The sequence below is a fragment of the Lentzea californiensis genome (genome assembly GCF_024648825.1).
GTDB lineage: Bacteria > Actinomycetota > Actinomycetes > Mycobacteriales > Pseudonocardiaceae > Lentzea > Lentzea californiensis.
In genome coordinates this window covers 418,205-442,377 of the sequence record NZ_JANBBE010000005.1, presented here as the reverse complement: position 1 = coordinate 442,377, position 24,173 = coordinate 418,205, and the positions used below count along the sequence as shown (strand labels likewise).

General features: G+C 70.2%; 16 protein-coding genes. 10 read left to right on the top strand and 6 right to left on the bottom strand.

Translation table 11 applies throughout. The annotated features are described in order from the left end of the window. The gene (locus LX88_RS21540; RefSeq protein WP_258949588.1) at positions 1 to 1,329 is read left to right on the top strand and encodes an LLM class flavin-dependent oxidoreductase; all 1,329 of its coding nucleotides are present in this window, start codon (positions 1 to 3) and stop codon (positions 1,327 to 1,329) included. A gap of 8 nt (positions 1,330 to 1,337) precedes the next feature. Here the strand turns inward: LX88_RS21540 and LX88_RS21535 are convergent, their stop codons facing one another. Further along, positions 1,338 to 1,691 carry a DoxX family protein gene (locus LX88_RS21535; protein ID WP_258949587.1) on the bottom strand — a complete coding sequence of 118 codons (354 nt, stop codon included), beginning with the start codon at positions 1,689 to 1,691 and terminating at the stop codon, positions 1,338 to 1,340. A gap of 63 nt (positions 1,692 to 1,754) precedes the next feature. Here LX88_RS21535 and LX88_RS21530 point away from each other — a divergent pair, with 63 nt between their 5' ends. Continuing rightward, on the top strand, positions 1,755 to 2,189 hold the full coding sequence (locus LX88_RS21530) for a MarR family winged helix-turn-helix transcriptional regulator (RefSeq protein WP_258949586.1): 435 nt from the start codon (positions 1,755 to 1,757) through the stop codon (positions 2,187 to 2,189). Between the two features lie 174 nt (positions 2,190 to 2,363). Next, positions 2,364 to 3,866 (top strand): hypothetical protein, encoded by a 1,503-nt coding sequence (locus tag LX88_RS21525; protein ID WP_258949585.1) that lies wholly within the window; start codon positions 2,364 to 2,366, stop codon positions 3,864 to 3,866. 40 nt (positions 3,867 to 3,906) lie between these two features. Here the strand turns inward: LX88_RS21525 and LX88_RS44350 are convergent, their stop codons facing one another. From LX88_RS44350 to LX88_RS21510, 3 genes are read right to left on the bottom strand one after another with little or no spacing between them, the layout of a single operon-like run. Further along, the gene (locus LX88_RS44350; RefSeq protein WP_258949584.1) at positions 3,907 to 7,461 is read right to left on the bottom strand and encodes a CHAT domain-containing protein; all 3,555 of its coding nucleotides are present in this window, start codon (positions 7,459 to 7,461) and stop codon (positions 3,907 to 3,909) included. 13 nt (positions 7,462 to 7,474) lie between these two features. Further along, the gene (locus tag LX88_RS21515) at positions 7,475 to 9,781 is read right to left on the bottom strand and encodes a caspase family protein (RefSeq protein WP_258949583.1); all 2,307 of its coding nucleotides are present in this window, start codon (positions 9,779 to 9,781) and stop codon (positions 7,475 to 7,477) included. 42 nt (positions 9,782 to 9,823) lie between these two features. Further along, the gene (locus LX88_RS21510) at positions 9,824 to 10,684 is read right to left on the bottom strand and encodes a hypothetical protein (RefSeq protein ID WP_258949582.1); all 861 of its coding nucleotides are present in this window, start codon (positions 10,682 to 10,684) and stop codon (positions 9,824 to 9,826) included. Between the two features lie 230 nt (positions 10,685 to 10,914). Between LX88_RS21510 and LX88_RS21505 the strand changes: the two genes are divergently transcribed. The 6 genes from LX88_RS21505 to LX88_RS21480 all read left to right on the top strand — a co-directional run bounded on the left by LX88_RS21505 (position 10,915) and on the right by LX88_RS21480 (position 15,894). After that, positions 10,915 to 11,346: a hypothetical protein gene (locus LX88_RS21505; RefSeq protein WP_258949581.1), complete on the top strand. Its 432-nt coding sequence runs from the start codon at positions 10,915 to 10,917 to the stop codon at positions 11,344 to 11,346. Positions 11,347 to 11,485: 139 nt separating this feature from the next. After that, complete coding sequence (locus tag LX88_RS21500) at positions 11,486 to 11,929, top strand: hypothetical protein (protein ID WP_258949580.1); 444 nt, start codon at positions 11,486 to 11,488, stop codon at positions 11,927 to 11,929. Next, positions 11,926 to 13,659 (top strand): hypothetical protein, encoded by a 1,734-nt coding sequence (locus LX88_RS21495; RefSeq protein WP_258949579.1) that lies wholly within the window; start codon positions 11,926 to 11,928, stop codon positions 13,657 to 13,659. Before LX88_RS21500 ends, LX88_RS21495 begins: the two co-directional genes overlap by 4 nt. A 2-nt stretch (positions 13,660 to 13,661) precedes the next feature. Next, a complete protein-coding gene (locus tag LX88_RS21490) occupies positions 13,662 to 13,814 on the top strand; it encodes a hypothetical protein (protein ID WP_170176405.1) in 153 nt (50 codons plus the stop codon). 4 nt (positions 13,815 to 13,818) lie between these two features. Then, positions 13,819 to 14,334 carry a hypothetical protein gene (locus LX88_RS21485; RefSeq protein WP_258949578.1) on the top strand — a complete coding sequence of 172 codons (516 nt, stop codon included), beginning with the start codon at positions 13,819 to 13,821 and terminating at the stop codon, positions 14,332 to 14,334. A gap of 15 nt (positions 14,335 to 14,349) precedes the next feature. Continuing rightward, complete coding sequence (locus LX88_RS21480) at positions 14,350 to 15,894, top strand: AAA family ATPase (protein ID WP_258949577.1); 1,545 nt, start codon at positions 14,350 to 14,352, stop codon at positions 15,892 to 15,894. 22 nt (positions 15,895 to 15,916) lie between these two features. Here LX88_RS21480 and LX88_RS21475 read toward each other — a convergent pair whose 3' ends face one another. Beyond that, complete coding sequence (locus LX88_RS21475) at positions 15,917 to 20,446, bottom strand: hypothetical protein (RefSeq protein WP_258949576.1); 4,530 nt, start codon at positions 20,444 to 20,446, stop codon at positions 15,917 to 15,919. After that, the gene (locus LX88_RS21470; protein WP_258949575.1) at positions 20,443 to 22,647 is read right to left on the bottom strand and encodes a CHAT domain-containing protein; all 2,205 of its coding nucleotides are present in this window, start codon (positions 22,645 to 22,647) and stop codon (positions 20,443 to 20,445) included. The genes LX88_RS21475 and LX88_RS21470 overlap by 4 nt, the downstream gene beginning before the upstream one ends. A gap of 217 nt (positions 22,648 to 22,864) precedes the next feature. Between LX88_RS21470 and LX88_RS21465 the strand changes: the two genes are divergently transcribed. Beyond that, entirely contained in the window at positions 22,865 to 24,157 is a 1,293-nt protein-coding gene (locus tag LX88_RS21465; protein ID WP_258949574.1) for a hypothetical protein, read from the top strand. The last annotated feature ends 16 nt before the right edge of the window (positions 24,158 to 24,173 follow it).

Sequence of the window (24,173 nt, the reverse complement as noted above, 5' to 3'; positions counted from 1 at the left end):
TTGTCCGCACGCGAGCTCCACCTCAACGCGTTCCTGATGGGCGTCGGTCACCACGAGGCCGCCTGGCGGCACCCGCGCACCGACCCGCGCGCACTCGACGACGTCGCGCACTTCCAGAACCTCGCGCGCATCGCCGAACGCGGTACGTTCGACTCGGTGTTCCTCGCCGACGGCGTGCAGATCTGGGGCGACGTCAAGCACACCGCCGCAGGCCGGTTCGAGCCCCTGACCCTGCTCACCGCGCTCTCGCAGGTGACCGACCACATCGGACTGATCGCCACCGCGTCCACCGGTTTCAGCGAGCCCTACAACCTCGCCCGCCTGTTCTCCTCGCTCGACCACATCAGCGGCGGCCGCGCCGGCTGGAACATCGTCACCACCGCGCAGGACCGGTCCGCGCAGAACTTCAACCGCGAGGTCAACACCGAGCACGCCGAGCGCTACCGGCGCGCCGGCGAGTTCCTCGACGTCGTCACCGCCCTGTGGGACTCGTGGGAGGACGACGCCCTGGTCATCGACCAGGAGACCGGTGTCTTCGCCGACGACACCAAGGTGCACGAGATCAACCACAAAGGCCGGTTCTTCTCGGTGCGCGGCCCGCTCAACGCCGTCCGCAGCCCGCAGGGCCGTCCGTTGCTCGTGCAGGCGGGTTCCAGTGAGGACGGCAGGACGTTCGCCTCGGCCTGGGCCGAAGCCGTGTTCACCGCGCAGCAGACCCACGAGGAAGCGACCGCGTTCTACACCGACCTGAAGCGCCGCGTCGTCGCGTTCGGCCGTGCCGAGAACGACCTCCTGGTCCTGCCCGGCATCGTTCCCGTGCTCGGTGGCACCGAGGCCGAGGCGCTCGCACTGGCCGCCGAGCTCGACGACCTCATCATCCCCACGCGGGCGGTGCGCCAGCTGACCGAGCTGATCGGCATCGACCTGACCGGGCATCCGCTGGACGAGCGGCTGCCCGAACTCCCGCCGGTCAGCCACGTCAACGGCGCCAAGAGCCGTTTCGAACTCGTCCGCGACCTGGCCGAGCGGGAGAAGCTCACGTTGCGGCAGCTCCTCGGCCGGCTCGGTGGCGGACGCGGTCACCAGGTCGTGGCCGGCACTCCGGAGCAGATCGCCGACCACGTCGAGCTGTGGTTCACCACGGGCGCCGCCGACGGCTTCAACGTGATGGCACCGCTGTTGCCGTCCGGGCTGGAGGACTTCGTCGACCAGGTCGTACCGCTGTTGCGGGCACGCGGCCTGTTCCGGACGGAGTACACCGGCCGGACGTTGCGGGAGCACTACGGCCTGGCGCGGCCGGTCAGCCGGTACAGCCGCGTCCCGGTGTAGATCGACCCTCAGGCGTTCGCGATGTGCAGCACCAGCGCGGCCGCCGCGAGCAGCGTGAGCACGGCCGCGGGCACGGTCTCGGCGACCTTGTCCTTGGCACGCACGTGGACGATCACCGCGCCCGCCATCAGCACCGTGAGGCCGAGAGCCGCAGCGATGCCCAGCGGCGCCCACCACAGGCCGATGAGCAGACCCGCGGCGCCCGCGATCTCCAGCAGGCCGATGTTGCGGTAGCTGTCCGCGGTGAACCCGTGCGCCTCGGCGGCGGTGACCATCGCGGGCACCTTCATGACCTTCGAGACCCCGGCCCCGATGAAGGCGACGGCGAGTAGTGCACTGAGAACAAGCGTTGCGATGAACATACGGTGGAACATAGCAGATCATTGACCCGGCTCAATGATCTGGTCGGCCGCTATAGTTGTGGGGTGGACGGGGAACGGGTCGGAATGCTCCTGATGCACCTGGGCAGGGACGTCGACGCCCGGCTGCGCAGGCAGTTGAGCGCTTACGGACTCACGCCCAGGCACGGCTACACGCTGTCGCACCTGTGCGAAAACGGTCCGACGAGCCAGCAAAGCCTGCTGGACGTGCTGGACGTCGACCCCAGCGTCCTCGTCGCGATCCTCAACGACCTGGAGAACGCCGGCCTCGCCGAGCGCAAGCGCGACCCCGAGGACCGCCGCAGGCACATCGTCGAGATGTCCGAACAGGGCCGCTCCGCGCTCACGGCCATGGAAAGCACCATCGACACGATCGAACGCGAGCTGCTGGCCGACCTGTCCCCCGCCGACGCCGGCCAGCTGCGCTCGCTCCTGTCCAAGGTCCGCTCCCCTGCCGGGAACTCCTGCGCGGGCGACTAGGTCCCTGCGCGCAGGACGGGCATCACCGTTCCACTTTCGGGTGGTCAACGCGTGGCCGACGGGATTCCGGCTTCCCGCCGGTTACCCCTCGCGCAACGGATGTTCCGACCACACGGGGCGGTCGAAGTGGCGAAACGCGATCAGATGGCGGCTCGGAAGCGCTGGTGCCTCGCTGTGGCGGTCTCCGTGCTGGTCACGAGCTGCTCCTCCGGGCCGTTCGGGCTCACGCTGGACGGAGCGACCGCCGCGGTGACGGCCGAGGTGGCCGTGCCGTCCGAGCAGACCGTCGTGCTGGACGTCCAGCCTGGTGCGGACTCGGCGGTCGCGGTGAGTTCGGCCCTCTTCCGCAGCGCCCCCGTCGTGGTGGTGGCCGCGGACCGCGCGGCCTCGGCCGGCGCGAGCGCCATCGCGGAACGCCTGGGAGTGCCGGTGCTCCAGCTCCCCGCCCTGGACGGATCGGCCTCCCCAGGCGTCGCGTCCGTGCGCGACGAAGTGGGAAGGCTGTCACCACAGGTCGTGCTCACCGTCGGCGGCGACGCGCGCCGTGAGGTCGAGGCGTGGAAGGGCCCGGTCAAGGTGATCGGGATCGACACGCCGGAGAACGGTGCCACGGAACTGCCCGCCGGACTGCCAGCCGTCGAACCCGCCCGCCCCGTGGACGTCACGGTGCTGGCGGACACCGACCGTGACGACGTGGCCGCCATTGCCACGGCAAGGGCAGCGGGAGCGCGCATCGCCGCGGTGCGCGGCGACGATCCGCGGAGCGAACCGGCGGCGATCGACGCACTGCGCGCGGCGCCGTCCGCCACGCTGCTGGCTCTGGGCAAGGACTTCGGTCCGCCCGACCGGCTGCGCAGGCAGGCCGACACAGCGGTCCGCGGTGGTTCGCTGCCCGGCGGCGGGCAGGTCCTGTTCCCGGGCAGGCTGCTGGTCTGCCTCTACGGCCACCCCGACGGTCCCGCACTAGGCGCACTCGGTGAACAGGACCTCGAAGGCACCATCGCGCGTGCCAAGAAACTGGCCGCCGACTACGAGCCGCTGAGCGACGTTCCCGTCGTGCCCACCCTGGAGATCATCGTCACCGTCGCCCACGGCTCCCCCGGCCCGGACGGCGACTACTCGGGCGAGACCGACGTCGAGGCGTTGCGTCCGTGGGTGGAGAGGGCCGGGCAGGAAGGCCTCTACGTGATCCTGGACCTGCAACCGGGCAGGGCCGGCCTGGTGGACCAGGCCAAGAGGTACGCGCCGCTGCTGGAAATGTCCCACGTCGGCCTGGCCGTAGACCCCGAGTGGAAGCTGGCACCGAACCAGGTGCCGCTCCAGCAGATCGGCGGCGTCGACGCCGCGGAGATCAACGAGGTCTCGGCGTGGCTCGCCGACCTGACCGCCGCGAAGGTCCTGCCGCAGAAGTTGCTCGTGGTGCACCAGTTCCAGCTGTCGATGATCCGGAACGAACAGTCGCTCGACACCTCCCGTGACGAGGTGCAGCTGCTCATCCACATGGACGGGCAGGGCACCACGGGCGAAAAGGTGTCCACATGGGACTCCGTCGTGACAGCGCGTCCCAAGGACCTGCCGATGGGCTGGAAGAACTTCTACGACGAGGACAAGCCGATGCTCACCCCGGAGCAGACCATGGCCTACGAGCCGAAACCGTCGATGGTCTCCTATCAGTGACGCTGCGGACTCGCGGGCGGCCCGGATCAACAAGCCGACATCACGGGCATGTCGCTGCGGGCGAGGCCGTTGAGATCAGGACGAACGGCGCCCAGTGCTGGGGATGCGTGTACGGCGTTGATCCGGCGGGCCAGGTCGCGAGGTTGCGCGCGGAGTCCCTGAGCGCGTCCTTGAGAGACGGGTCGAACTCCGTCAGTTCGTCCAGTGCGGCTTGGGCGCTGTCCCGGTCGAGCCTGCGGATGAAACGGCACGCGGACTTCAACGCTGTGCTGTCCGGCATGCCCTCTTGGCGGTGCCGGTGGAACTCCGCCATCAGCAGCGCCGCGGAGAGGTCCCGCACCGCCCAGAGGCTCACCACGGCGGACCGGGCGCCGGCCGCGAGCAACGTGCGGCCGAGGCCGAGCAGTTCGTCGTTGCGCACCACCTGTCCTGTGCCGGTGTGGCAGGCGCTCAGCACGACGAGGCCGGCGGCGAGGCGCTGTCCCACGAGTTCCGCGGTCGAGAGGTTGTCGCCGAACGCCAGCAGGACGGCGGAAGCGAGTGGTGCTTCGGTCTCCAGAACGCCGTGTGTCGCGAGGTGGATCAGGGGCGCGTCCGATAGCGCCGCACGCACGGTTTCCCCTGTTGCTTCCTTGCCGAGCAGCAGTGTCGCACCGGGCAGCAAGCGTGCGACGCACACCGCCTCGACTCTGCTGCCCGGCAGGGCGCCGGCGGGTTGCCGGCCGAATGCCATGGCCTCCGGGTCACCGACGACGAGCGGCGCGCCGGTCCCGACGCCCGCAGCGGGTTCGCGGCACAATGCGCTCGCGCTCGGGAGCACGGTGAGCGGCAGCGTCTCGGCAAGTGGCGCGCCGTTCCACGGCAGCACGCCGAACGGCAGGCGCAGCAGCGGACCGGCAGGCACGACGAGCAGCGCCGTCGCACCGTCGATGGCGGCGCGCAACGGTTCGAGCACCAGATCGGACAGAGTTGTGGCGGTGTCGATGAACGTGCCGCCGTTCGCACAGGCGTGAACTGTGCGGTCGACGAGGTGACCTAGTCCGGTCAGGCCGGACACGCGATGCTCGGCCACCACACCGTCGGCGCTGATCGCCCACGACAGCAGGTCGCGGCGTCCCACGGCGTATGCGATCACCAGCGTGCCGGGAGGCAGGGCGGCCGCGATCTCGTCGAGGTCGCTGACCTCGGCCTGGGGGTTCACCAGTCCGGCGAAGCGGGGGTTCGTCCCGCGAAGCTCGGTCTCGACGGCCTGGAGCGCCGCGGTGGCCGCGTCCAGCCGCTTTCGCAGGTCTGAAGCCGTGCCACCACGCTGGACCGTGGCATCGACGCGTTGTCGGGCCAACGCGACTTCGGCACTCGCGGAGCGCCATCGCGCAGTCAGGTCCGGCGGCAGTCCTGCCGCGTCGAGCGCCTGGTCCGCCATCATGAGATCGAGCAGCGCGCGTGCGCGGCCCCGTTCCGCGCAGTTGACCGCGTGGCTGCTCCAGCGGGTGACCGCCGCGTCGTCGCCGTCCGCGCGGGCCTGCGCGGTGAGGGTCAGCGCGACCCGGACGGCGTCGAGGTAGGCGTTCTGGACGTCGTCGGTGCCGAAGAACGACCGTTTCGCGTCCTCGCGGCGAAGTGTGGCGCGCACCGACTCGATCCGCGTCAGCGCGTCGTCCAGCACCGCCGAGGCGGCCGGGAGATCACCTTCCAGTTCGAGCAGTCTGGCTCGCAGGTCCAGCATGAGCCAGGCCGGGCCGAGCGCCGCCCACCACGGATCGCCTGTTCGCGCCAGCTCCGCGAGGTGTGTTCTCGCCCGGTGCCGGTTGCCCGCGTTCACCTGCAACGCGAGCCCTTCCCGCCACAGATGGCGCTTCTCCCGCAGTCCCTCCACCGTGTCATCCACAGTGGACAGAGCTTGGGTGAGGTAACGCTCGAACGCGTCCGACGCCAGCGGGTGGTCGCCTTCGTAGAGCGCGATCACGGCCTCGTGGTGGTCGCGCGAGTGTTCGTTGCCGAGTGCCGCGCGTGCCTCGGCGAAGAACTCGGCGGCGCGCACCTCGTCGCCCTCGTCCTGTGCCTGCCGCGCCAAGTACAGCAGCGTCTCGATCCGATCGGCCGTGCTGTCGAGCAGCGACACGAGCAACTCTGCTTTGTGGCGCGGGGAGCCGGTGAGCTCCGGCAGCCTCGCTCGCAACGGTTCGACGACCTCACGGAGCATCGTCAGCGCGACGGACTTGCCTTCGAGGTCTCGCGTCGCGGACGCGAGACCGTGCGTCCACGCCGCGAGGAACGCCCGCCAGGTACGGCGGTCGTCCGAGGGATCGGCGGGCTCGGCCAGCGGAGCGGGGTCGGCCGCCAGTGCGTCGAGCCCTGCGACTCGAGCCGCGGCGACATCTCCGGTGGCGGCGGCGATCGCAGCGATCTCGGTGAGCGTCTGCGCGCGCAGACGTGGCTCCTCCACCCCGAGGAAGATCCGCTCGGCCAGCCCGAAGGACGCCGTCGCACGTTCCCGCTGGTCCCGCCGGAGCCAGACCCGGCCCATCCGCGCGCAGAGCATTCCCAGGCCGATCACCGGCGCGTGTCCGATCTGGGCGCGGCCGAGGTCGGCTGCGAGGTCGGCGGCCGCGACGTCCTCCGGCAACCGGCCGTCGGCGATCGCCGCCAGGGCGCCGTGCACGGCGGCGACGGCCGTGTCGAGCGGGCGGCCCGTTCGTTCGAACGTCCGGCGCGCCTGGTCCGCCAGCACCACCGCATCACCCGGGCGTTCGTCGGTCACCGCGAGGTAGGCACGCCGCAACGACACAGCGGCAAGGCCGGCGTCGCTGGCCAGCGCGGCATAACGCGCGGCCGCCTCGGTGTAGGCCAGGTCGGCTTCACGCGACTGACCAACGCCGAACTCCGCCCTTTCCACCTCGTCGTCGAAGATCCAGCCCAGGTTGGTGGCGACGACGGCGGGCAGGCAGTTCCACACCAGCGGCGATGTCATCGGTGCGGCGTACCAGTCCCCTGCGACCAGTGCGGCTGCGGCCAGTCCCGGCTCGTCCCGTGCGGACTCCATCCGGTCACAGGCGGACCGCCAGCGCTCCCACGCTCCCGGCCGTCCCGCTCGCATCGTCAGGTCCGCGGCCAGCAGGTCCAGGTGTCCCAGCAGATCCGCGCGCTCGGCCAGTGCGGCCCGTGCCTCGTCGATCTCGGCGATGGTCGAGTGGTACTCCGCGAGCAGGTCGTCGGGCGACACGAACCCGGCGGGCATCGGCCGCAGGATCGCGCGGCTGTCCCGCAACGAGGTCAGCAGCCCTCCGATGAGGACGTCCTCGGCGTCAGCGCCGCCGACGGGCCGAGACGGCCGTTCGAACAACCGGCCGCCGATGTCGGCCATCCCTCGCGCGGTGCCGTCCGGCAACGCCAGCCAGCACCCGTGCCAGGTGTAGTGCCGCCACGCCGTCACCGCGACATCGGCGGGTTCCAGGCGTTCCACCTCCCGCCAGGCCCGCGCATAGGCGGACACCGATGCCTCTGCGCGCACGGCCGCCGCACCCTCGCTGGTAGCGGTTGCCCGCAGGAGGTCGACAAGTCCTCCAGGCACGTTCTCGACTGCGGTTCCACCCACGACACACCCTCCACTAAGGACGACTGACGCTGATCTCGTGCGCGAGGGAGAAGGCGCCCGCCCGCAACAGCTTTCGTTCCGGGTGACGGCCGGCGCCGAAGTTCTCGCTCGCCAGCACGGTGGTGCGGTAGATCGCTGTGCGGGTGTTCGCAGTGGACAGCAGGCCGTCGGCGATGTCGACGATCTCCGCTGAGGCGACGGCACACGCCGGTGCGGCCGCCGCCCAGGGCTGCGCGGACGCGCGACCGGCGAGCCTGCCCGCCATCTTCCGGAGTCCGGCCGGGCCCACCCGCGCCGCCAGCAACTCCGGCAGTTCCGCGACGGCGCCGTCGTCCGCGGTGACCCAGACCGCCAGGTCCAGCTGACCGCTCGCCTCCCCCCGGTCGAGCACCACGCCGGACGGCGGCGCACCGTCGAACCTGATCGTCCTCGCCCGATAGGAGGGAACGCCGTCGGCACCACCCACGACGACGACCACGTCCACCCGATCACCGGGGACCTGGCCGTGCAGCACGAGTTCGGTCAGCCTGATCTCGACGGTGGCGGTGTCTCCGGATCGCGGCCGCAGCAACCGGACCGACCGCTCAGGACGTACGTCGACGAGGAACCGAGTGGTCTCCGCAGGAGGTCTTTCCAGTGGGGACAGCAAGAAGTCCAACCGGCGCGTGGCATATTTCGTACTCGCGCGGACGCGTTCCGGCACGATCTCCCGGGCGCCGCCGATCGCGGCGTGTGCGAGCATGCGCTGCAACGTGGAGCCCGTCCTCAGCGCGCGGCTCATCGGCTGGCCGGGCGGGAAGCCGCGCAGCCCCTCCTGGCACACGGCGGTCAGGTCCTCCCGCACGGAGGACACCAGGACCAAAACCGTTTCGAGCCTCGGCACTCCCGCCGGCAGGCCGTCGGGCCAGTAGAGCGCGACACCCTGCAGCACACCGTCGCCATGCAGACCGATGACGTACTCCTCGCCCGCGTCCAGCAGCAGGCCGCTTCGGTCCGCGTGGAGCACGAGAGTGACCGCGCTGTCCGCGCCGAGGTCGACGACGTTGAAGAAGAGAGCGCGGTTGCTCTCGTTGCGCAGCTTCACGTACACGCGATCGTCGTGGTGGAGCAAGGCGCCCACCAGGTCCAGTGGTCGCGGTTCGCCGTCGACGTCGGCGAGCACCGGGGCGTCGCGATCGTCGTCGGTGACCGCCCGCAGGACCGGGTCGGCCTCGATCGCGGCGCGCAGCCGATCCGCGGTCGCTCCGGTCCCGTTGACCCGCACCGGCCACGGACGCGCCGCGACCTGGCTCGGCCGGGCCACCGCACCCACCGGCACCGCGGCCACCGCGCCGCGGAACGTCACCCCGGCCACCGCCGCCAGTCCGTCGAAGCCCTGGACCGCGATGTCGGCGAGCACTGGTCGCTCGTCCGGCGGCTCGGCGACGGTGAACTCGTCGCCGACCGCCACGCCGGCAAGACGTGCCGCGGGCAGTGAGATCCGGCTCCGGTCAAGGGGAACGACCGCGAGCGCGCCGACCTCGTCGGAGCCCTCCTCCTCGAAGAGGAACCTGCGGGACGGCCCTTCCACCTCCGGTCGTTGCGTGGGTGCGAGCAGCTCGACCCGCCTGCGGATCCGGCCCATCAGCGCCGTCCACGTGACGCGCTGGGCACCGGCCTCGGCCAGGGCGAGGCAGAACGACTCCGTCATCAGGCCGATGCGCACCCCCTTGCCGTTGGTGTACTCGTAGGACGTCTGCTCCGGCGCGCACGCGACCAGTCGCACAGCGTTCGGGTTGCCGACGGGGTCGAGAAGATCGATTCGCATGCCTTCGCGGACTCTCCGCGCGTTGTGCGCCGCGACGTCCAGGTGGGCCGGGTGCGTGGTCGCGCGCGGCCGCATATCGGGGTCGCGCGACATGTGCGCGGCGTGGCAGCAGTCCAGCACCACCAAGGCGTTGCGGCAGTTCGCGGTGAGCCGGGCGAGCAGCACCCGCAGTTCGAGACTCGAGATGCCGAGGAAGTCGTCGGCGGTCGACTGGGCGAAGTCCATCGGAACGATGGACTGGACGTCCTCCTGCGGACCTCGGCGGTTCTCCTCACTGGAGAACAGGGCACCGTGACCCGAGAAGTGGACGACCGCACAGTCGCCCTGCGCGCTCTCGGAAATCAGTTTCTCGTATCCGTCGAGGATTCCGGCGCGGGTGGCGGCATGCCCTTCTCTCAGGTCGACGGCGAAACCACGATCCGCCAGCACCGAACTCATCGCCTGCACGTCGTTGTGAACCCCGGTGAGACCGAGTGTCTCCGCTCCCACCACGAGCGCTCTGCGTACCACCACTTCTTCCTCTCCGGTCCGGTGATCACCGTCCTCATCGGACGGTCAGGCGACCGGTCCCGCCGAGGCCACCACGGTGCGGACGACCTGCTGGGTCTGCGGCCAGTCGATCGCGTTCGAGGCGCCGTAGACGATGTAGTCGAGGCCCGCACGCCGCCAGTAACGCGCGAACGCGTGCCGCTGCACGCCTTCCACCGCGTACAGGAACTCCCATTCCACGACCTCGGCGCCCGACGACACGGTGGCCAGCTTGATCCGCTGGTATCCCGTCCTCACCCCGGACTCGTTGGCGGCGACGGCGTCGTAGAGCGGGCGTGCCTCGGAGGCACTCGCGCCGTAGCGGACCACAGCGCCCGGCGTGGCGGGGTCGTCGGCCTGGTGGTTGGTCACCTGGCTGCCCGAGGCGACCGTCCAGTTCTGCGGGATCGAGACGAAGATCCCGTTCGGGCCTGTCACACCGCGGTAGCCCACCGGAGTGGACGCGGAACTGGACGCCGGAGTGGACGGCCGAGTGGTCGTGGGTCTCACCGGTGGCGCCGTGGTCGCGGTGACGGAGGCGAATCCAGTCGTGGTCGCGGGGAATGGCGTTCCGGCGGCGTTGGTTCCGGTGGAGGGCTGCCCCTCATCGCGCACATAGCTCACGACGACCACGGCCGCGACGACCACGAACGACACGATCACGGCCGCGGCGACCGCCCTGCCCTCCATGGGTTTTCGGGCACTCGCGGGCGCGGCGGGTCCGCTCGTGAACTCGGTGGGCGCATCGGCCGGGGGCGGGTACTCGAACGCCGGCGCCGGCGGACCGGGTTGTCCCGGTGGACCGGAGCCCGGCGCGGGACCCCACAGCGGAACCCGTGGCGAACCTGCGTTCTCCCTTGTCACACCGGTGTTCTCGGTGTCTTCCATGCGGGTCCGTCCTTCCCTGAGCCACATCCACCAGAAACAATCGCCACCACCTCGCGCGATGTTTCCCACATGACGAGGAGAGCGCGATGACCGAGGACCTTCCCCCATCGGGAGAACTGACGGACCAGCAAGTACCGGGCCGGGTGGCGGTCGGCACCATCACCCGGATCGGGGCCGTCCGTCAGGAACCTCCTGTGAGACGAAGCACGGCTCCCGCCTTGTGGGGGAGCGTGGCTTTCGCCGTCGCCGAGGCGGCGTTGAGCCCGGTGGTGGGAGGGGTGTCGATGCTGGCCAAGGCGGTTCTGGTCATCGGAGTGGTCACGGCGGCGACGTTCGCCCTGCACCGCTGGGCGCCGAGACCGGGCGCGACCGAAGTGCACCCGTTCTGGGTGAAGGACGTGACCGGTGCCGAACACCCCTGCCAGGTCAGGGGTTCCACACGGCGCGGCCTGCCCGCGGAGGGCACCGGCGTCCAGGTGTACGGCCGGAGGGACAGGTCGGGAACGGTACTGGTGCGAGAGCTGATCGCGGACGACGGCCAGGTGTGCCGTCCGCGCTTGCCGCTGCGGCAACGGATCGCGCGCGGTGCCGAGCTCGTGAACGTCGCTCTGTGGGCTGCGGCCGCGCTGACCGTGGCGTGGCTGCTGGTGTTCTCCCGGTGAACGTTGCTCCGGTCGAGTGACTGTTCGATGGAAGTTCCGCCTGGCGTAATGGTTTCTCCGCTGCGATCGATGTGACCGGCATCGAACGCGTGACGTCCTGGATGGACATGAGGGAGCTGGTGGCGTGCCGAGGCCACTGATGAACAACAGATCCGACTCCGCCGCGCGGATCGGACGGACGACCGGCTCGATCGCCGGAGTGGGAACAAAGGTGCTCTCCGGGGGTCGTTCAGCGCGTTATCTGCGTTCGTTGAAGGCGCTCGACGGCGCCGGCAAGCTGGCCACGGCCGACATCAGCGAGCTCGTCGACGCCGTGCACCGGGAGTTCGCCGACAAGTTCTGTTCCACACCAGTGGGAATCGTCGCACGCTGCTACCTCGGCGCACCGTACGAAGTGCACACACTCGCGATGGACGGCTCCATCATCTCGCACTACCGCACCGGAGAAGCGTTGCCGCACGGCATGGACCGCGCGCGATCTCTTGCGGAGTCCGACCACTACCTCGCCATCGAGGTCTACCCGGACCGCCTGGTGTGCGTCCGCCCCGACGGCTCGATCGTTCTGCTGGAGAGTGACCGGTGAACACGGTAAACGTCCCCGACCTCAGCGGGGTGGTCCGCGCTCTGAACCAGGTGACGCGCAACCAGGAAGTACTTGGCCAGCAGCAGGTCGCCCTGCATGGCGCGGTGTCGACCGTGCAGCGCAACCAGGACAACACCCAGCAGGAACTCCTGGGCCTCAAGGCGCAGTTCGTCGAGTACGTCCGCCGCGACGAGCTGCGGCAGAACCTCCAGCTGGCGCAGGTCCAGATCCTGGAGGTGCGCGGTGAGCTCGGCGACAAGTTCGGGAAGTTCGCCGAGGTGCGCGAGCTCGCCACCGGCACGTTGCAGGCACTCGACGCGGGCATCGTCTCGCAGGGAGCGATCCGCGACCTGTCCGAGGAGCTGATGCTGCGCACCCCCGGCTACTGGCTCGCCCCCGCGCTCATCGCCGTCGCCGCCTGGATCAGGGACGAACCGGAGCTCGCGACCAAGGCCATCGGTGAGGCGCTGCGCAGGGACAACGACAAGGCCTCGTTGTTCTTCGCCCTTGTCCTGCGCCGGCACCAGCGCGATCGGGCGACCGCCGCCTGGGTGCGGCAGTACGCCGCGCGGCAGGATCCGGCGAAGCTGTCGCCGGAGTTCGTGGTCGTGCTGGACGCGGTGTCCACCGGCACGTTCGGGCGCGAGGCGAAACCCATGCTGCTGGAACAGATGTCCGAGTGGTACGGCCGGATGAGCCAGGACCAGGACACCGTGGACAGACAGGTCGGGCGCTGGGCCAAGATGATCGACACGATGCGCCGGCCGGTGGACGCGCGCTACCAGCTGCTGCCCGTGCTCAGCCCGACCTGGCCGCAGCTCAAGGACATGTTCGAGGGCGCGACCGTGCACGGCGCGACGGAGGAGATGCTGCGCGCCACGTTCGACACGCCCGTACCGCAGAGCCACGACCTCCACGTGCGGGTCGACAACATCCTCGACGGACTGGTGCGCGACTTCGACGCCGAGGAAGCCCCGTACCGCAAGAGGGAAGCGTGGCTGCAGGCCGTCGTGAACGCGGACGGCGACCACGACGTGGCGAAGAAGGTGATGGCCGCCGAGGACCCGCTGCACGAGCAGACGGTCGACTTCCTCACGCTGCTCAGCAACGCCGCGTTGCACGGCGACCGGGCGGGCGCCTCGCCCGGCACCCAGCGGTTCACGCTGGCACTGGCGCGCGACTGGCTGGTGCAGGGCGCGGGCAGGCTCGAAGCGGGCAACCTCGCCTCCATGCCGTCCAGGGTCGAGCTGCGCGCCGAGGGCTGGACCGGCTGGGTGGACGGCGACACCGACGAGCAGCGCCTGGTCGGTTCCCTCTCCGAGCACGTCGACCGGGAGACCGAGAAGGCCGTCAGCGCGGTGCGGATGAGCGGCGCGGCTCAGGTCGCCGCGGTCTTCGGCGGTCTGGCGCTGCTGGTCGCGTTGCTCTCGGCGATCGGCGGTGCCAGCGGGTTCGCCTTGTTCATGCTGGTCGTGGCGGCGGCGCTGGGCATGTGGGCCGTGTTCGACATCAGGGCGCTGCCTGCCCGCCGGGCGGAGATCCGCCGCAAGGGCGACCAGCGCCGCGTCGCCGCCGTCGTGAAGCTGCGAGGGGCGATCGCCGAGCTCGTGGACTTGCGCGGCGAGTGGCAACGGGAGATCGCGAAGGCGCAGTCGTTGCGCACGTTCGCGGAAGGGCTCACCGCGACCGCCTTCGTCGCCACCGCACCCGATCAGCTGCGAGGAGCCTGACCATGCCCGGTCCAGCCCACAGCCAGGACCAGACCCCGCCCCAGCCGGTGACGGCTCCGCGCCACGGTGTCGCCGAACGGGACATCGCGCTGGAGCTGCCCGAGTGGGACCTCATGCCACCCGCGGAGTTCCTCGACCGCCGTGGGAAGCGGTGATCCGGTGCGACACGCTCCCGGCCCGTACGCGGACTGGCGCGCGTGGCTCGACGCGTTCGCGGAGGGCACCGACCTGCCCTCCGCGCACCTCGCTCCGATCGACGAGCAGATGGGTCCCCATGTGCACGAACGTCTGCTGCGGCACGTCTCCGAGGCGTTCTCGCGACGCCAGCGCCGCTGGGCGGACGCGTTCCAGCGCGACCTCGGCACCCTGGCCGGCGACCCCGGGCGGGCGGTGCACTCGCTGGCCGCCGCGATGGTGAGCGCCCGCACGCGACTCGTGCCGTTGCACCGGTTCTGCGCACTCCCCGCGATGCCGCAGGCGCTGCGGGACGAGCTCAAGTCCGCGCTCGACGAGACCTTGCGGTCCTCGCAGCGCAGCATCGAGGACTCCGTCCGGCACGCGCCGATGGAGCTGCAGGCGGCGGTGCGCGGGAACCGTCTGACGGCGCCACCGGCGCCGCCGTCCCCTCCCCCGCCGCCGGGCAGGCAAAGCCCTGGCCGGCGAGTGATCATCTGACCATCGGAGAACCCCATGCCCAACGGAGCGGAGACCAAGGCCCGCGTCGAGTCGTACCTGCTCGCCCGGATCCCGTTCGTCTCCATCCGCACCGTCGAACGCGCCCGCGTGCTCGACGTGCTCGGCGAACTGACCCGGGAGAAGCAGCTCGACGTCCTGGTGCACACGCTGAGCCAGGGGTTGCGCGACCTGCGCACCAGAACCGTGATCAGCGAGGACAAGTCGTTGCTGGGCGCGCTCGACCTCGCCGGCGAGTGGTTCCAGACGAGGTCGAACCTCACGATCGTCTTCACCGACGTGCAGCACCTCTCCGACGACAACGACATCTCGCGGCGGTTCGCCGACCTGGCGGCGCTCGCCGAGGAGCACGGCGGCTGCATCGTGATCATCACCTCCGACCCGGTGTGGAGCACGCTGCAGCGCATGGGCATGTCGGTGCGGCTCGACCTCCCCGACTTCGACGAGATGCACCAGGCGATCAGGGAGTTCCTCCGCCCGTACACCACCGACATCCGCATCGAGTGGAGCCCGGCGGACTACGAGCAGGCGGCATCGATCCTCGCCGGCGTCACGAAGACCGAGGCGCTGAACATCCTCGCCACCTTCGTGGTGAAGAAGGAGATCACCAAGGCCGACCTCGTCGAGCTCAGCCGCGCCAAGGACTCGATCTTCAGCGAGCTCTCCGGGATCGAACGCGTGCAGCTGCGCCCCGGCGAGTACGAGGTGGGCGGCCTCGCCGGGCTCAAGCACTGGCTCGACCGCAAGCGCGACCTGCTCACCATGGACCTGCGTGACCGGGGCATCCGCGCGCCACGCGGTGTGCTGCTGGTCGGCGTGCCGGGGTGCGGGAAGTCCCTGTCCGCCAAGACGATCGCGTCGGACTGGCAGCTTCCCCTGTACCGGCTGGACATGGGATCGGTGCTCGGCGCGTACGTCGGCCAGTCGGAGAAACGCATGCGTGAGGCGCTTGCCACCGCGGACACCGTGGCACCGTGCGTGCTCTGGATCGACGAGATCGAGAAGGGCCTCGCCGGTTCCGGTACCGACTCGACCGGCGTCACCACGCGCCTGGTGGGCCAGTTCCTCTACTGGCTGCAGGAGTCACGCGCGAGGGTGTTCGTCGTCGCCACCGCCAACGACGTCCGCTCGTTGCCGCAGGAACTGCTGCGCAGCGGCCGGTTCGACGACATGTTCTTCGTCGACCTGCCCGAGCCCGACGAGCGCCGCGAGATCATCTCGATCTACCTGCGCAAGTACCTGCGCACCGCCGTGGAGCCCGCTCTGGTCGACGAGCTGGTGCGGATCAGCGAAGGGTTCGCCGGCTCCGACATCCAGTCGGCGGTGACGGAGATCTGCCACGAGGCGATCAGGATCGGCGACGACAACGTCGGCGAGGACTACTACCTGAAGTGCTTCCGCAACGTCATCCCGCTGGCACGGTCGGCACCGGAGAAGGTCGAGGAGATCAGGCAGCTACGGGACAGGGCCATCCCGGCGTCCGGCCGCACCCGTGTCACGGCCGACCAGCCGGCCGCGTCCCGCCGGGTCGTGCTCGGCTGACTCGCCCCGCCGAGGCCGGTGCTCATCGCGCGCCGCGCATGAACAACATGACGTCGAGATTCGCCCACTGGCCCAGGGGAAGCGGCTGTTCCTCTTTCACGACGAGCCGCTTGATCCGTCCGAAGAGGACCAAGGCGCGCCGGGCGGTCGGTGGAGCAGACCCGCGGATCGCCTTGGACACCTCGGAACTCACCCGCCTGACGACCGCGTCCGGCAGTGGCGGCACCACGATGACGTACTGCGCACCGTTGCTGACCGCGGCGGTGGCGAGCCTGATGAACTCATCACGCACATCGCCCAGAGGTGTCGCCGTGTCGGCGGGATCGGCCTGCAGCACGACGAGCGAGGTCGGTGTCATCATCATCGCGTCGAGGTCGACCAGTGTCTCGGAGGACGCTCTCCGCTTCGCGTCGAAGTCGCGCACCCTGAGCGAAACACCCGACGACGTGACCACGGTGGAGCCGATCAAGTGCACCAGTTTGTGCACGGGCGGTTCTCTCAGCGGCGGTTCCAGCGCCGGCGGTTCCAACGCACCGGGCACCGACCGTGCGAACAGCCGCTCCGGTCCGCCGTGCACCACATCACCGCGCGCCCAGTCCGCCTCGCGGATCACCGGCCGCCTGCCCGGCTGCAGGCGCAGCCACAGCAGGTTCGTCAGTTGTGTCGACTGCGGGCGATAACCGAGCCACTGCTCCCAGCCCAGCGGCTCGAGGGAGGGATGGACGTGCAGGGCGACCGCGGTCAGCCTGCCGTCGACGGCGGATCTGGTGCTGATGCTCGCCATCGCGAGGGACACCGTCTCGAAGGGGTCGGCCGGGTGGATCTCCGTCGCCCAGGAGTCCTGGTCGTCGCCCGCCGGGCGTCCCGGCGCGTGGTCGAGTTCCGCAGTGTCCCCGGAAGCCAGCGACAGCCGCACCTTTCCGTTCGCGACGGGCTCGATGACGATCCTGCTCGCGCTGGCGCCACCCAGCGCGCGATCGCGCGCCCTCAGGGCCAGCGCCATGAGAACCACGACGGGACCGAGCACCGCGAGGATGACGGAGATGAAGAAGATGACGGTGCTGAAGTAGAAGAGGACCGCGGGCAGGAGACTCAGGACCAGCAGGAAGAACAGTCTGGACGGTGTGGTGTCGTGGATCGCCTGGGCCAGGCTCATGGGCGGCCGCTCCACGTGCGTCGGCGTCCGTTCCTCCACCGGGGGTTCCGCCACGACGAGACGGCTCTCCAGCGCGGCGGCCCGTTCCGAGGCCTCGTCGAACCCGGACGCCTCCAGCAACTCGCGTGCGCGCCGTAGCAGTGGGGCGGCGTTGTCCGCGCTGACCAGCAGCAACGATTCCCCTGCCATCAGGGCGATCCGGCCGCGAAGAGCAGTGGCACCAACAGGCCCGAGCCTCAGCAGCCGTTCGGCCGCGGTAGGTGCCGAGGTGCCGAGCAGGCACGCCGACTCCCATTCGTCGACCAGGTCGGCGTCGGGGCGGTCGAGGGCCGACGGGTCGATCTCGCGCTCGCCGAGCAGGGCGAGCACGAGCGAGGCTTCCGCGCGGGTCCGTGGCGTCCCGTCCTGCACGAGCCGGTTGACCGGCGCCCACTGGGTCGTGCGGTGCCAGCGGCACAGCCGCAGCGCGGCCAGGTCGCAGGCCTCGACGATGTCCGGGTCGTCACCGCGCAGCAGGGCGGCGTCGCGCTGGCCGCGCAGCACGTCCGAGGCCTTGCCGGGATTCTCGGCCAACGACCAGGCGTCGGCGAGCGCGCCCGCCAGCGGGCGGGCCATCCGGTGGTGCAGCCAGCGCAGGGACGACTGGCCGGGTTCCAGCAACGCCTCGTGCTCGGGAATTTCGTGCAGGCGCCCGAAGCACAGGTCGTAGTCGACGATCGCGGCGGCGAGCCGGTCGGCGTCGATGTCGGTGCTGCGGCGAAGTGACTCGGCCTTCCACTCGTCGAGAACGTCCCTCGGTACCGCCTCGCCACCGTTCAGGGCGATCAGCACGCGCATCAGGCGTGCGCGATCGACGAGACCACGTGGGGGAAGCCAGTCCCGCCATTGCCCCTGTGACGTGTCGGCCCTTTCGGCACGCGCGACCGCGAGATCAGCGACGACGGCCGCGCCACCGAGGTCGTTGGTGCGCAACAGGTGAGCAGCGTGCAGGATCGCCGCCGTCACGCCCACCGCGTTCCGTTCGGAGTCGGTCAGCGCGACCAGTGCCGGCTCCAGGCTCGGGCCGGCGGCCGCCCCGTCGAACTGGCTCTCCAGCGCACCGATCAGGACGTCGGGACTGCTGAACCAGCTGCGCTCCCACCGGGTGAACGCACGACCGGGCTGCTCCGCGAGCACGTCCTGCCCGTCGGCGAGGCCGGCCTTGGTTCTCGTGGCGAGCACGCCCAGGACCGCCCGGTCTTCCAGCACCGTCCGCAGTGCGGGGTCGGGATGTCTGCGCGCGAACGCGATCACGCTCTCCCACAGCCGGGAGACCGTGGCGCGCTGGCCGGTGTGGATTCGTGCCGACGCCTGCGTCGCCAGCACGGCCGCCAGGATCGTCGGTCCCTCCCCGGTGTCGCGCTGGGCCTCCACCGCCGCGACCCGTGGCGTGATCTGCATGGCCCACGCCCACTCGGACTCGGCGCAGATGCGCGCGTCGACGGCCACCCACACCTCGGCGGCGCGGTCCGCCGGAAGCAGTCTCACCGCGGCCTCGACGGTCTCCGCGGGGATCTCCCGCAACGGTTTCGAGTCCATCGCGTGGACGGCGTCGCGGCCGAGTTGGATCCTGTCGATCGGGTAGCGCACGGGTGATTTCGCGACGACGGCTCTCATCCGGTCCCGGACGTGGTCGTCGACCTCGATCACCGCGGGCCTGCCGTCCGGGCGCGACGCGAGGATGTTGACCCACTCGTGCGCCGCGAGTCCCTGGAACGCCGCCAAGGGATCGACGCCGGCGCGTTTCAGGGAGGGCGTGATGAGGTCGAGGTCGAACCGCCCGAGCTCCACGGCGACCGGCAGCGCTTCTCGCACGTCGCGGTCGTTGATGCGGGCGATGATCCGCCGTTCGACGTACGGATCTGCGACGGAGTCCACCAGGTCGGCCGCGGAGAACGTCTCGGACTCCAGCACCCAGTCGCAGTAGACCGCCAGCTCGAACGGGTTGTGGTGGATGCCGTCGGCGCCGATGGCGCGGCGCAGCAGGAGACTCCAGAGGTCTTCGGGGATCAGGCGCTTGACCGCGTTCGACCGGTGCGCGAGGTAGCCGGCCGCCTCGTCCGCGGTGAACCCGGGCATGTGCAGCACGTTGACATGCGGGCGATCGCGCAGGTTCGGGCCGCCGTGCGGGCGCTGCTCTTCAGGCGGCAACGTGAGCCAGCGCCTGCCCGCGAGCACAACGCGGACGTGCGGCGATCGCCGGTGCACCATTTCCAGCAGTTCGAAGGTGTGGTCGATGGCCGGAGCGTCCACGCCGGGCGCGTAGAGCTTCGCCAGTTCCTCACAGGTGTCCAGCACGAGCACAACCGGCTGGGGCAGTTCGTCGACCAGGCTGCCGAACCGTTCGACCACCTTGTGCCGCAACGACCTCACCTGGGCCGCGGCGGACTCCGGCTTGGCGATCTCGGTGTGCAGCTCGTTCGCGGCGTCGTGCAGCCTGCGGTACGACGACTCCACGGCGCGGGTGCCCGCGTAGCCCAGCAGTTCGTCGGAGAGCCGGAGCACCAGTTCGGCGGGTCGTAGCTCGGGGAACAACGGGTCGAGGTGGTCGAAGTCCACCCGTGCCACCGACATCGGCTCCATGCGCTGGTCCGCCGCGAACTTCCCGGACGCCAGGTACCGGATCGTCATCGTCTTGCCGACGCCCGCGTCACCGAGCAGGTGCAGCATCCAGCGCTTCGCCGCCGGCTCGCACAACTCGCGGATCGCGTCCTCGGCCTTGCGTCGCCGGAAGTAGTGGGCGAGGTGGGCGACGTCGTCGCGCACCCGGTATTCCCTGCCGAGCCGCCACTGCGCGCGCTGGACCGCCTGCTCGAGCGGACCACCCACGACATCGCTGACGTGCTGCGCCACGGCGATCAGCGCGGCGGCCGCCGGGATGTCGGGCTTGCGCAACCGGCTTTCGACCGTCGCCATCAGTTCAGCGCCGCTCGGGTCCTGCCAGAAGTCCTCGACGTCGAGCCACCGCCGCAGCACCGCGTTGCTGGGCCGGGCCGCGCGCACGAGCGCGAACACCTGGCGCACCTGGCCGTCCAGGTCGCCGGAGAACTCGCGTTGCAGGTGCTCCCCGACGTCCTTGCGCTGGCGGGCCCGGACCCAGTAGACGATCTCGCTCGTCCTGCCCAGCGACCGCCTGCACTCGATCAGGTCGGCGTCGTCGAGTCGCTCGACGAGTTCACGGAAGTCCGACGGCGAGTCCACGAGGCCCAGCTCGATCGTCAACTTTTCCGTCCACTGTGGAATCAAGGTGGCCCAGCACAGGTGCTCGGGCGCGACGTCTTCCAGGTCGAGGGATTCGAGGGCCTCGGCGAGCTCAGCGAGCCGCACCCGGATGTCGGCGGGCAGATGGTCGCTCACGGGTGCAGCCGCCGGTAGTTGTCCCACGCTTCCTCGTCGTCGTCCGCGACGAACGTCTCGTTCACGCACAGGGCGACCGCGAGGTTGTACAGCTCTCGCTTCACCGCGACGGGCCTCCCGTCGAGCAGGTGGAACATGGCATCGAGCACCTCGGAACTCACATCCGCCTTGGCCGCGTACACCTTGCGGTACTGCGGCTTGTTCTTCTTCCAAGGATGCAGCAACACCCACTGGAATCCGACCACGGCTTCCTTGATGGTCAGCACATCGAGCTCGGGAAAGGCGTAGCCGGGCTTGCCGTCGTACGACTCGGAGAACGCTTTGACCCGCGCGCCGTCGTGCTCGCGGGAGGAGGCGGTGAAGATCACCGGTGCCGGTCGCGCCGAGGTGCCGAGCCCGTCGCGGCCGGTGCGCCCGAGGATCTGGAGGAGCGGTTCCAGCGCACCCCACCTGTGCACCTCGTCCGCGAGGACGACGACACGGGTGTCCTTGGAGAACGGATCGCCCGCGGTGCTCATGACCTCGGCGAACGCGGCCAGGTCCGTGGCGAGCCTGGGCGCCGTCGTCACCGGGTCCAGAGGCCCCGCGGACTCCCTGAACGCCACCAGGGTGTCCAGCACGCGATCACTGCGGTCCTCCGGTGTCAGCGCTGCCAACGCCTCCGGGGACACGTCTCCGCGCGGCTCGAACCGAGGATCCGCCCCGAGGGTCCTGAGCTTGGTCAGAGGCACGTCGAACTGGCGGGCCAGGTCTTCCAGGGCGAGGAGAATCCCCACGACGACGTCACGCAGGCCGCCGGGCGGTTCGGTGTCGAACGGCCCCAGCAGCACCGGCAGATGCCCGCGCAACAGGAGCTGGAACCCCATCTCCCGCAACAGCCGCGTGCCGCCCAGTCCTTTGATGGAGGCGTCCCGCACGGCGGCGATCGTGCCCAGCCTGGACGACGACTCGTACTCGAAGAGGTCGTCGAGCAACCCCATGATGGCGTTGCGGCCGATGAAGACCGGGGGCTCGCTCAGCCGAAGGCGCTTGGCGACGTCCACCAGCCGACCGGCGGCCTCGGCGTCGACCGGGCGGAACGACGAGCTCAGCTCCTCCCCGGCGAACAACGCCGGCATGGCCCAGTCGAGCTGCGTCGAAGGACTGGCCGACTGCTGCAGTGCCGCCCGCCGCCCCTTCGCGGCCGCCTCGACGACCGGCACGCCGCGGTACACCGCCTCGACCAACTGCTTCGTGTAGAGGCGGCAGGCAGGTTCGCTGACCGCGCCCGCGACGGCGGACACGATCGGAATGCCGCGAGCGACGAGCTCGGCGGCGAGCGGGCTCGCGTCGACGAGCTTCCCGCCGGTCAGGCCCGCTCCTCCGGACTGGCACGCGCTGAGCACGACGGCCAACGGCGCTCCACCGGCGGTGAGCGCGGGCATCAACGAATCCGCGCCGACGGGGAGGTGATCCGCGAGTCGGAGCAGCCCCTTGCCGTCGACGACCTTTCCGTGGGCGACGATGTGCACGATGTCGGGCTGGAACTGCTTGCAGTGCCACGCGAGGCTGTCGATCGTCACGCCCTGCACGGCTTTCGACGAGCAGTAGCCGTCCATCTCGAACGCCTTCAGCAGTCCCATGAACATGGCGCCTGGACGGATCGTGTCCTCGTCCAGCGAGCCGCCCACGGCGAACAACACCTTGGGCGGGCGGGTGATCGACTGTGGCTGCCGCGGTCCGGCCGGCACCACCCTGGTGATGGCGACCAGCAGGTCGGGGTGCCCGGCCAGCGCGTTGCGGCCGTCGTGCATCGCTTCCCAGGACAGCTGGTGCAGTTCGGCCTCGTCGGCTGGCCAGCGCAGTGCGAGTTCGACGCCTTCGACCGCGACCACGTCCGGCGCCTGACAAACGCTCGCCCAGGTCTCCTGGCCGAGCAGGCAGTCGAAGAGCCATCTGCCGTAGTGCTGCACCTCGCCGTTCGGGCAGTTCTTGGTGGCGAGGCGGCTCAGCAGGTCGCCGAGGTCGTCGGCCGGCATCCCGCCGCGACGCGCCGGCACGCCGCGGACCACGCCGTCGCAGCTGACCTCGCACCGGTCGAGTTCGTACTGCGCCGTGATGCCCGGCCCCGACACGGTGACCGTCCAACCGGCCTTGCGGTCCTGCTCGTCCACCTTCTCGTACCGGGGCACGAGATCTATGAACACACGTGGCAGGACCACATGCACCTCCCTGCCTCGCAAAGCGAGCCCTACACCGCGGTGAAACCAGAGCACCTGGTAGATCGCAATCACCGAGCGGTCGTTAGCGAAATCGGTGATTTGTTTCAAAATCGTCCGAACGGGTGGTCCGGCGCCGGGCAGCTAACGCACCACCGCCGGGTTCACGATGATCGCGTCGTGGACCGCTGGGCGGCCCCCTGACACAAGTGGCGGGCGAATGTCTTCAGATGTGGATGGCCCGAACCGGCTCCACCTGCGGGTCGAGCGCAGCAACCGCGCTCTCGACGCATTGTCCGACGAGATCTCGACCTGGGTGCGCGTCAGGAGAGCGGAGAAGGAATTCAAGCGTCTGGTGCGCCAGATCGGTGTGCTCGAGGTGATGCTCGTCAGGATGACCGAGCGGCTGCGGACCGAATTCGCCGCCGTCGAGTCGTTCACCGAAGACGGAGCGGGCTACGAACGGTGCCGTGAGCTCGACCGGAGCGTGGCGAATCTCCGCCGGGTATTCCACTGGTATTTGAATAAATACGAACAACGCCGTGATCCGCGATTCGCGACTGTTCTTCGCAGTGCCGACGAGGTCGTGCGCAGCTGCTGGACGCCGTCCGACAACGCCGAGCTGGTTCGGACCGCGCCGTTGTGCTTCATCGACAACTCGCCAGAAGCGTTCACCGTGCGCCGCTGCGTCGTGCCGGCGGAGCTGAAGGTCAAGTCGGACCGGCTGCTGGCGGACCTGATCGGCGAACTGCCGATTCCGGTGATTTTGCTGCCGGAGACGGCCGTGCGGGAAGCGTGGTGGCTGGTGCTCGCGGCGCACGAGGCGGGTCACCAGGTGCAGGACGACTTCGACCTCGGCAAGGTCGTCTCGGATGCGCTCACCGGCGCCGCTGGACCGCACGCCGTGGCCTGGACGCGCTGGGGTCGCGAAGTCTTCGCCGACGCCTACTCCGTTGTCATGGTCGGATACGCGGCGGCGTGGGCCATCGACGAACTGCAGCACGCCTCGCCCGAACGGATGCTCGTGGCGGACGGCGGATACCCGCCGCCGCTGCTGAGGACGGAGCTGCTGCGGGAACTGGCGCGGCAACTGGGCATCGACGTGCCCGGGTACGACGGCGGCGAGCTCGCGCAGGAGCGGAAGGCCCTGCCCGCGATCGCGGCCGCGTTGCTCGCGGTCCCGGTGGGCGACAGGACCCTGGCTGACCTCCGCTCCCCCGACGCGCTCGGCCTGACGAACCGGCGCCGGAGCTGGTCCGGGCAGCTGACGTCGGACGCGCCGATGATCACGCCTGTCAACACGCGCTTCGCCCCGCGCACGCTGATCGGGGCCGGCGTGGACAGCTATCTCGCACTGCTCTCCCGAGGTCACCCCGAGCAGGCGGGCCTGGTGCACCACAACCTGATCACGGCGCTCGCCGGCAGCGGTGGCGAAGGCGTGCTCGCGCCCGCGCCGCGGCCCGTGCTGCAGGCGCTCGCCGATCGGCTCGCGGACCGGCTGCTCGCCGGATGAACGAAAGGCCTCTGCC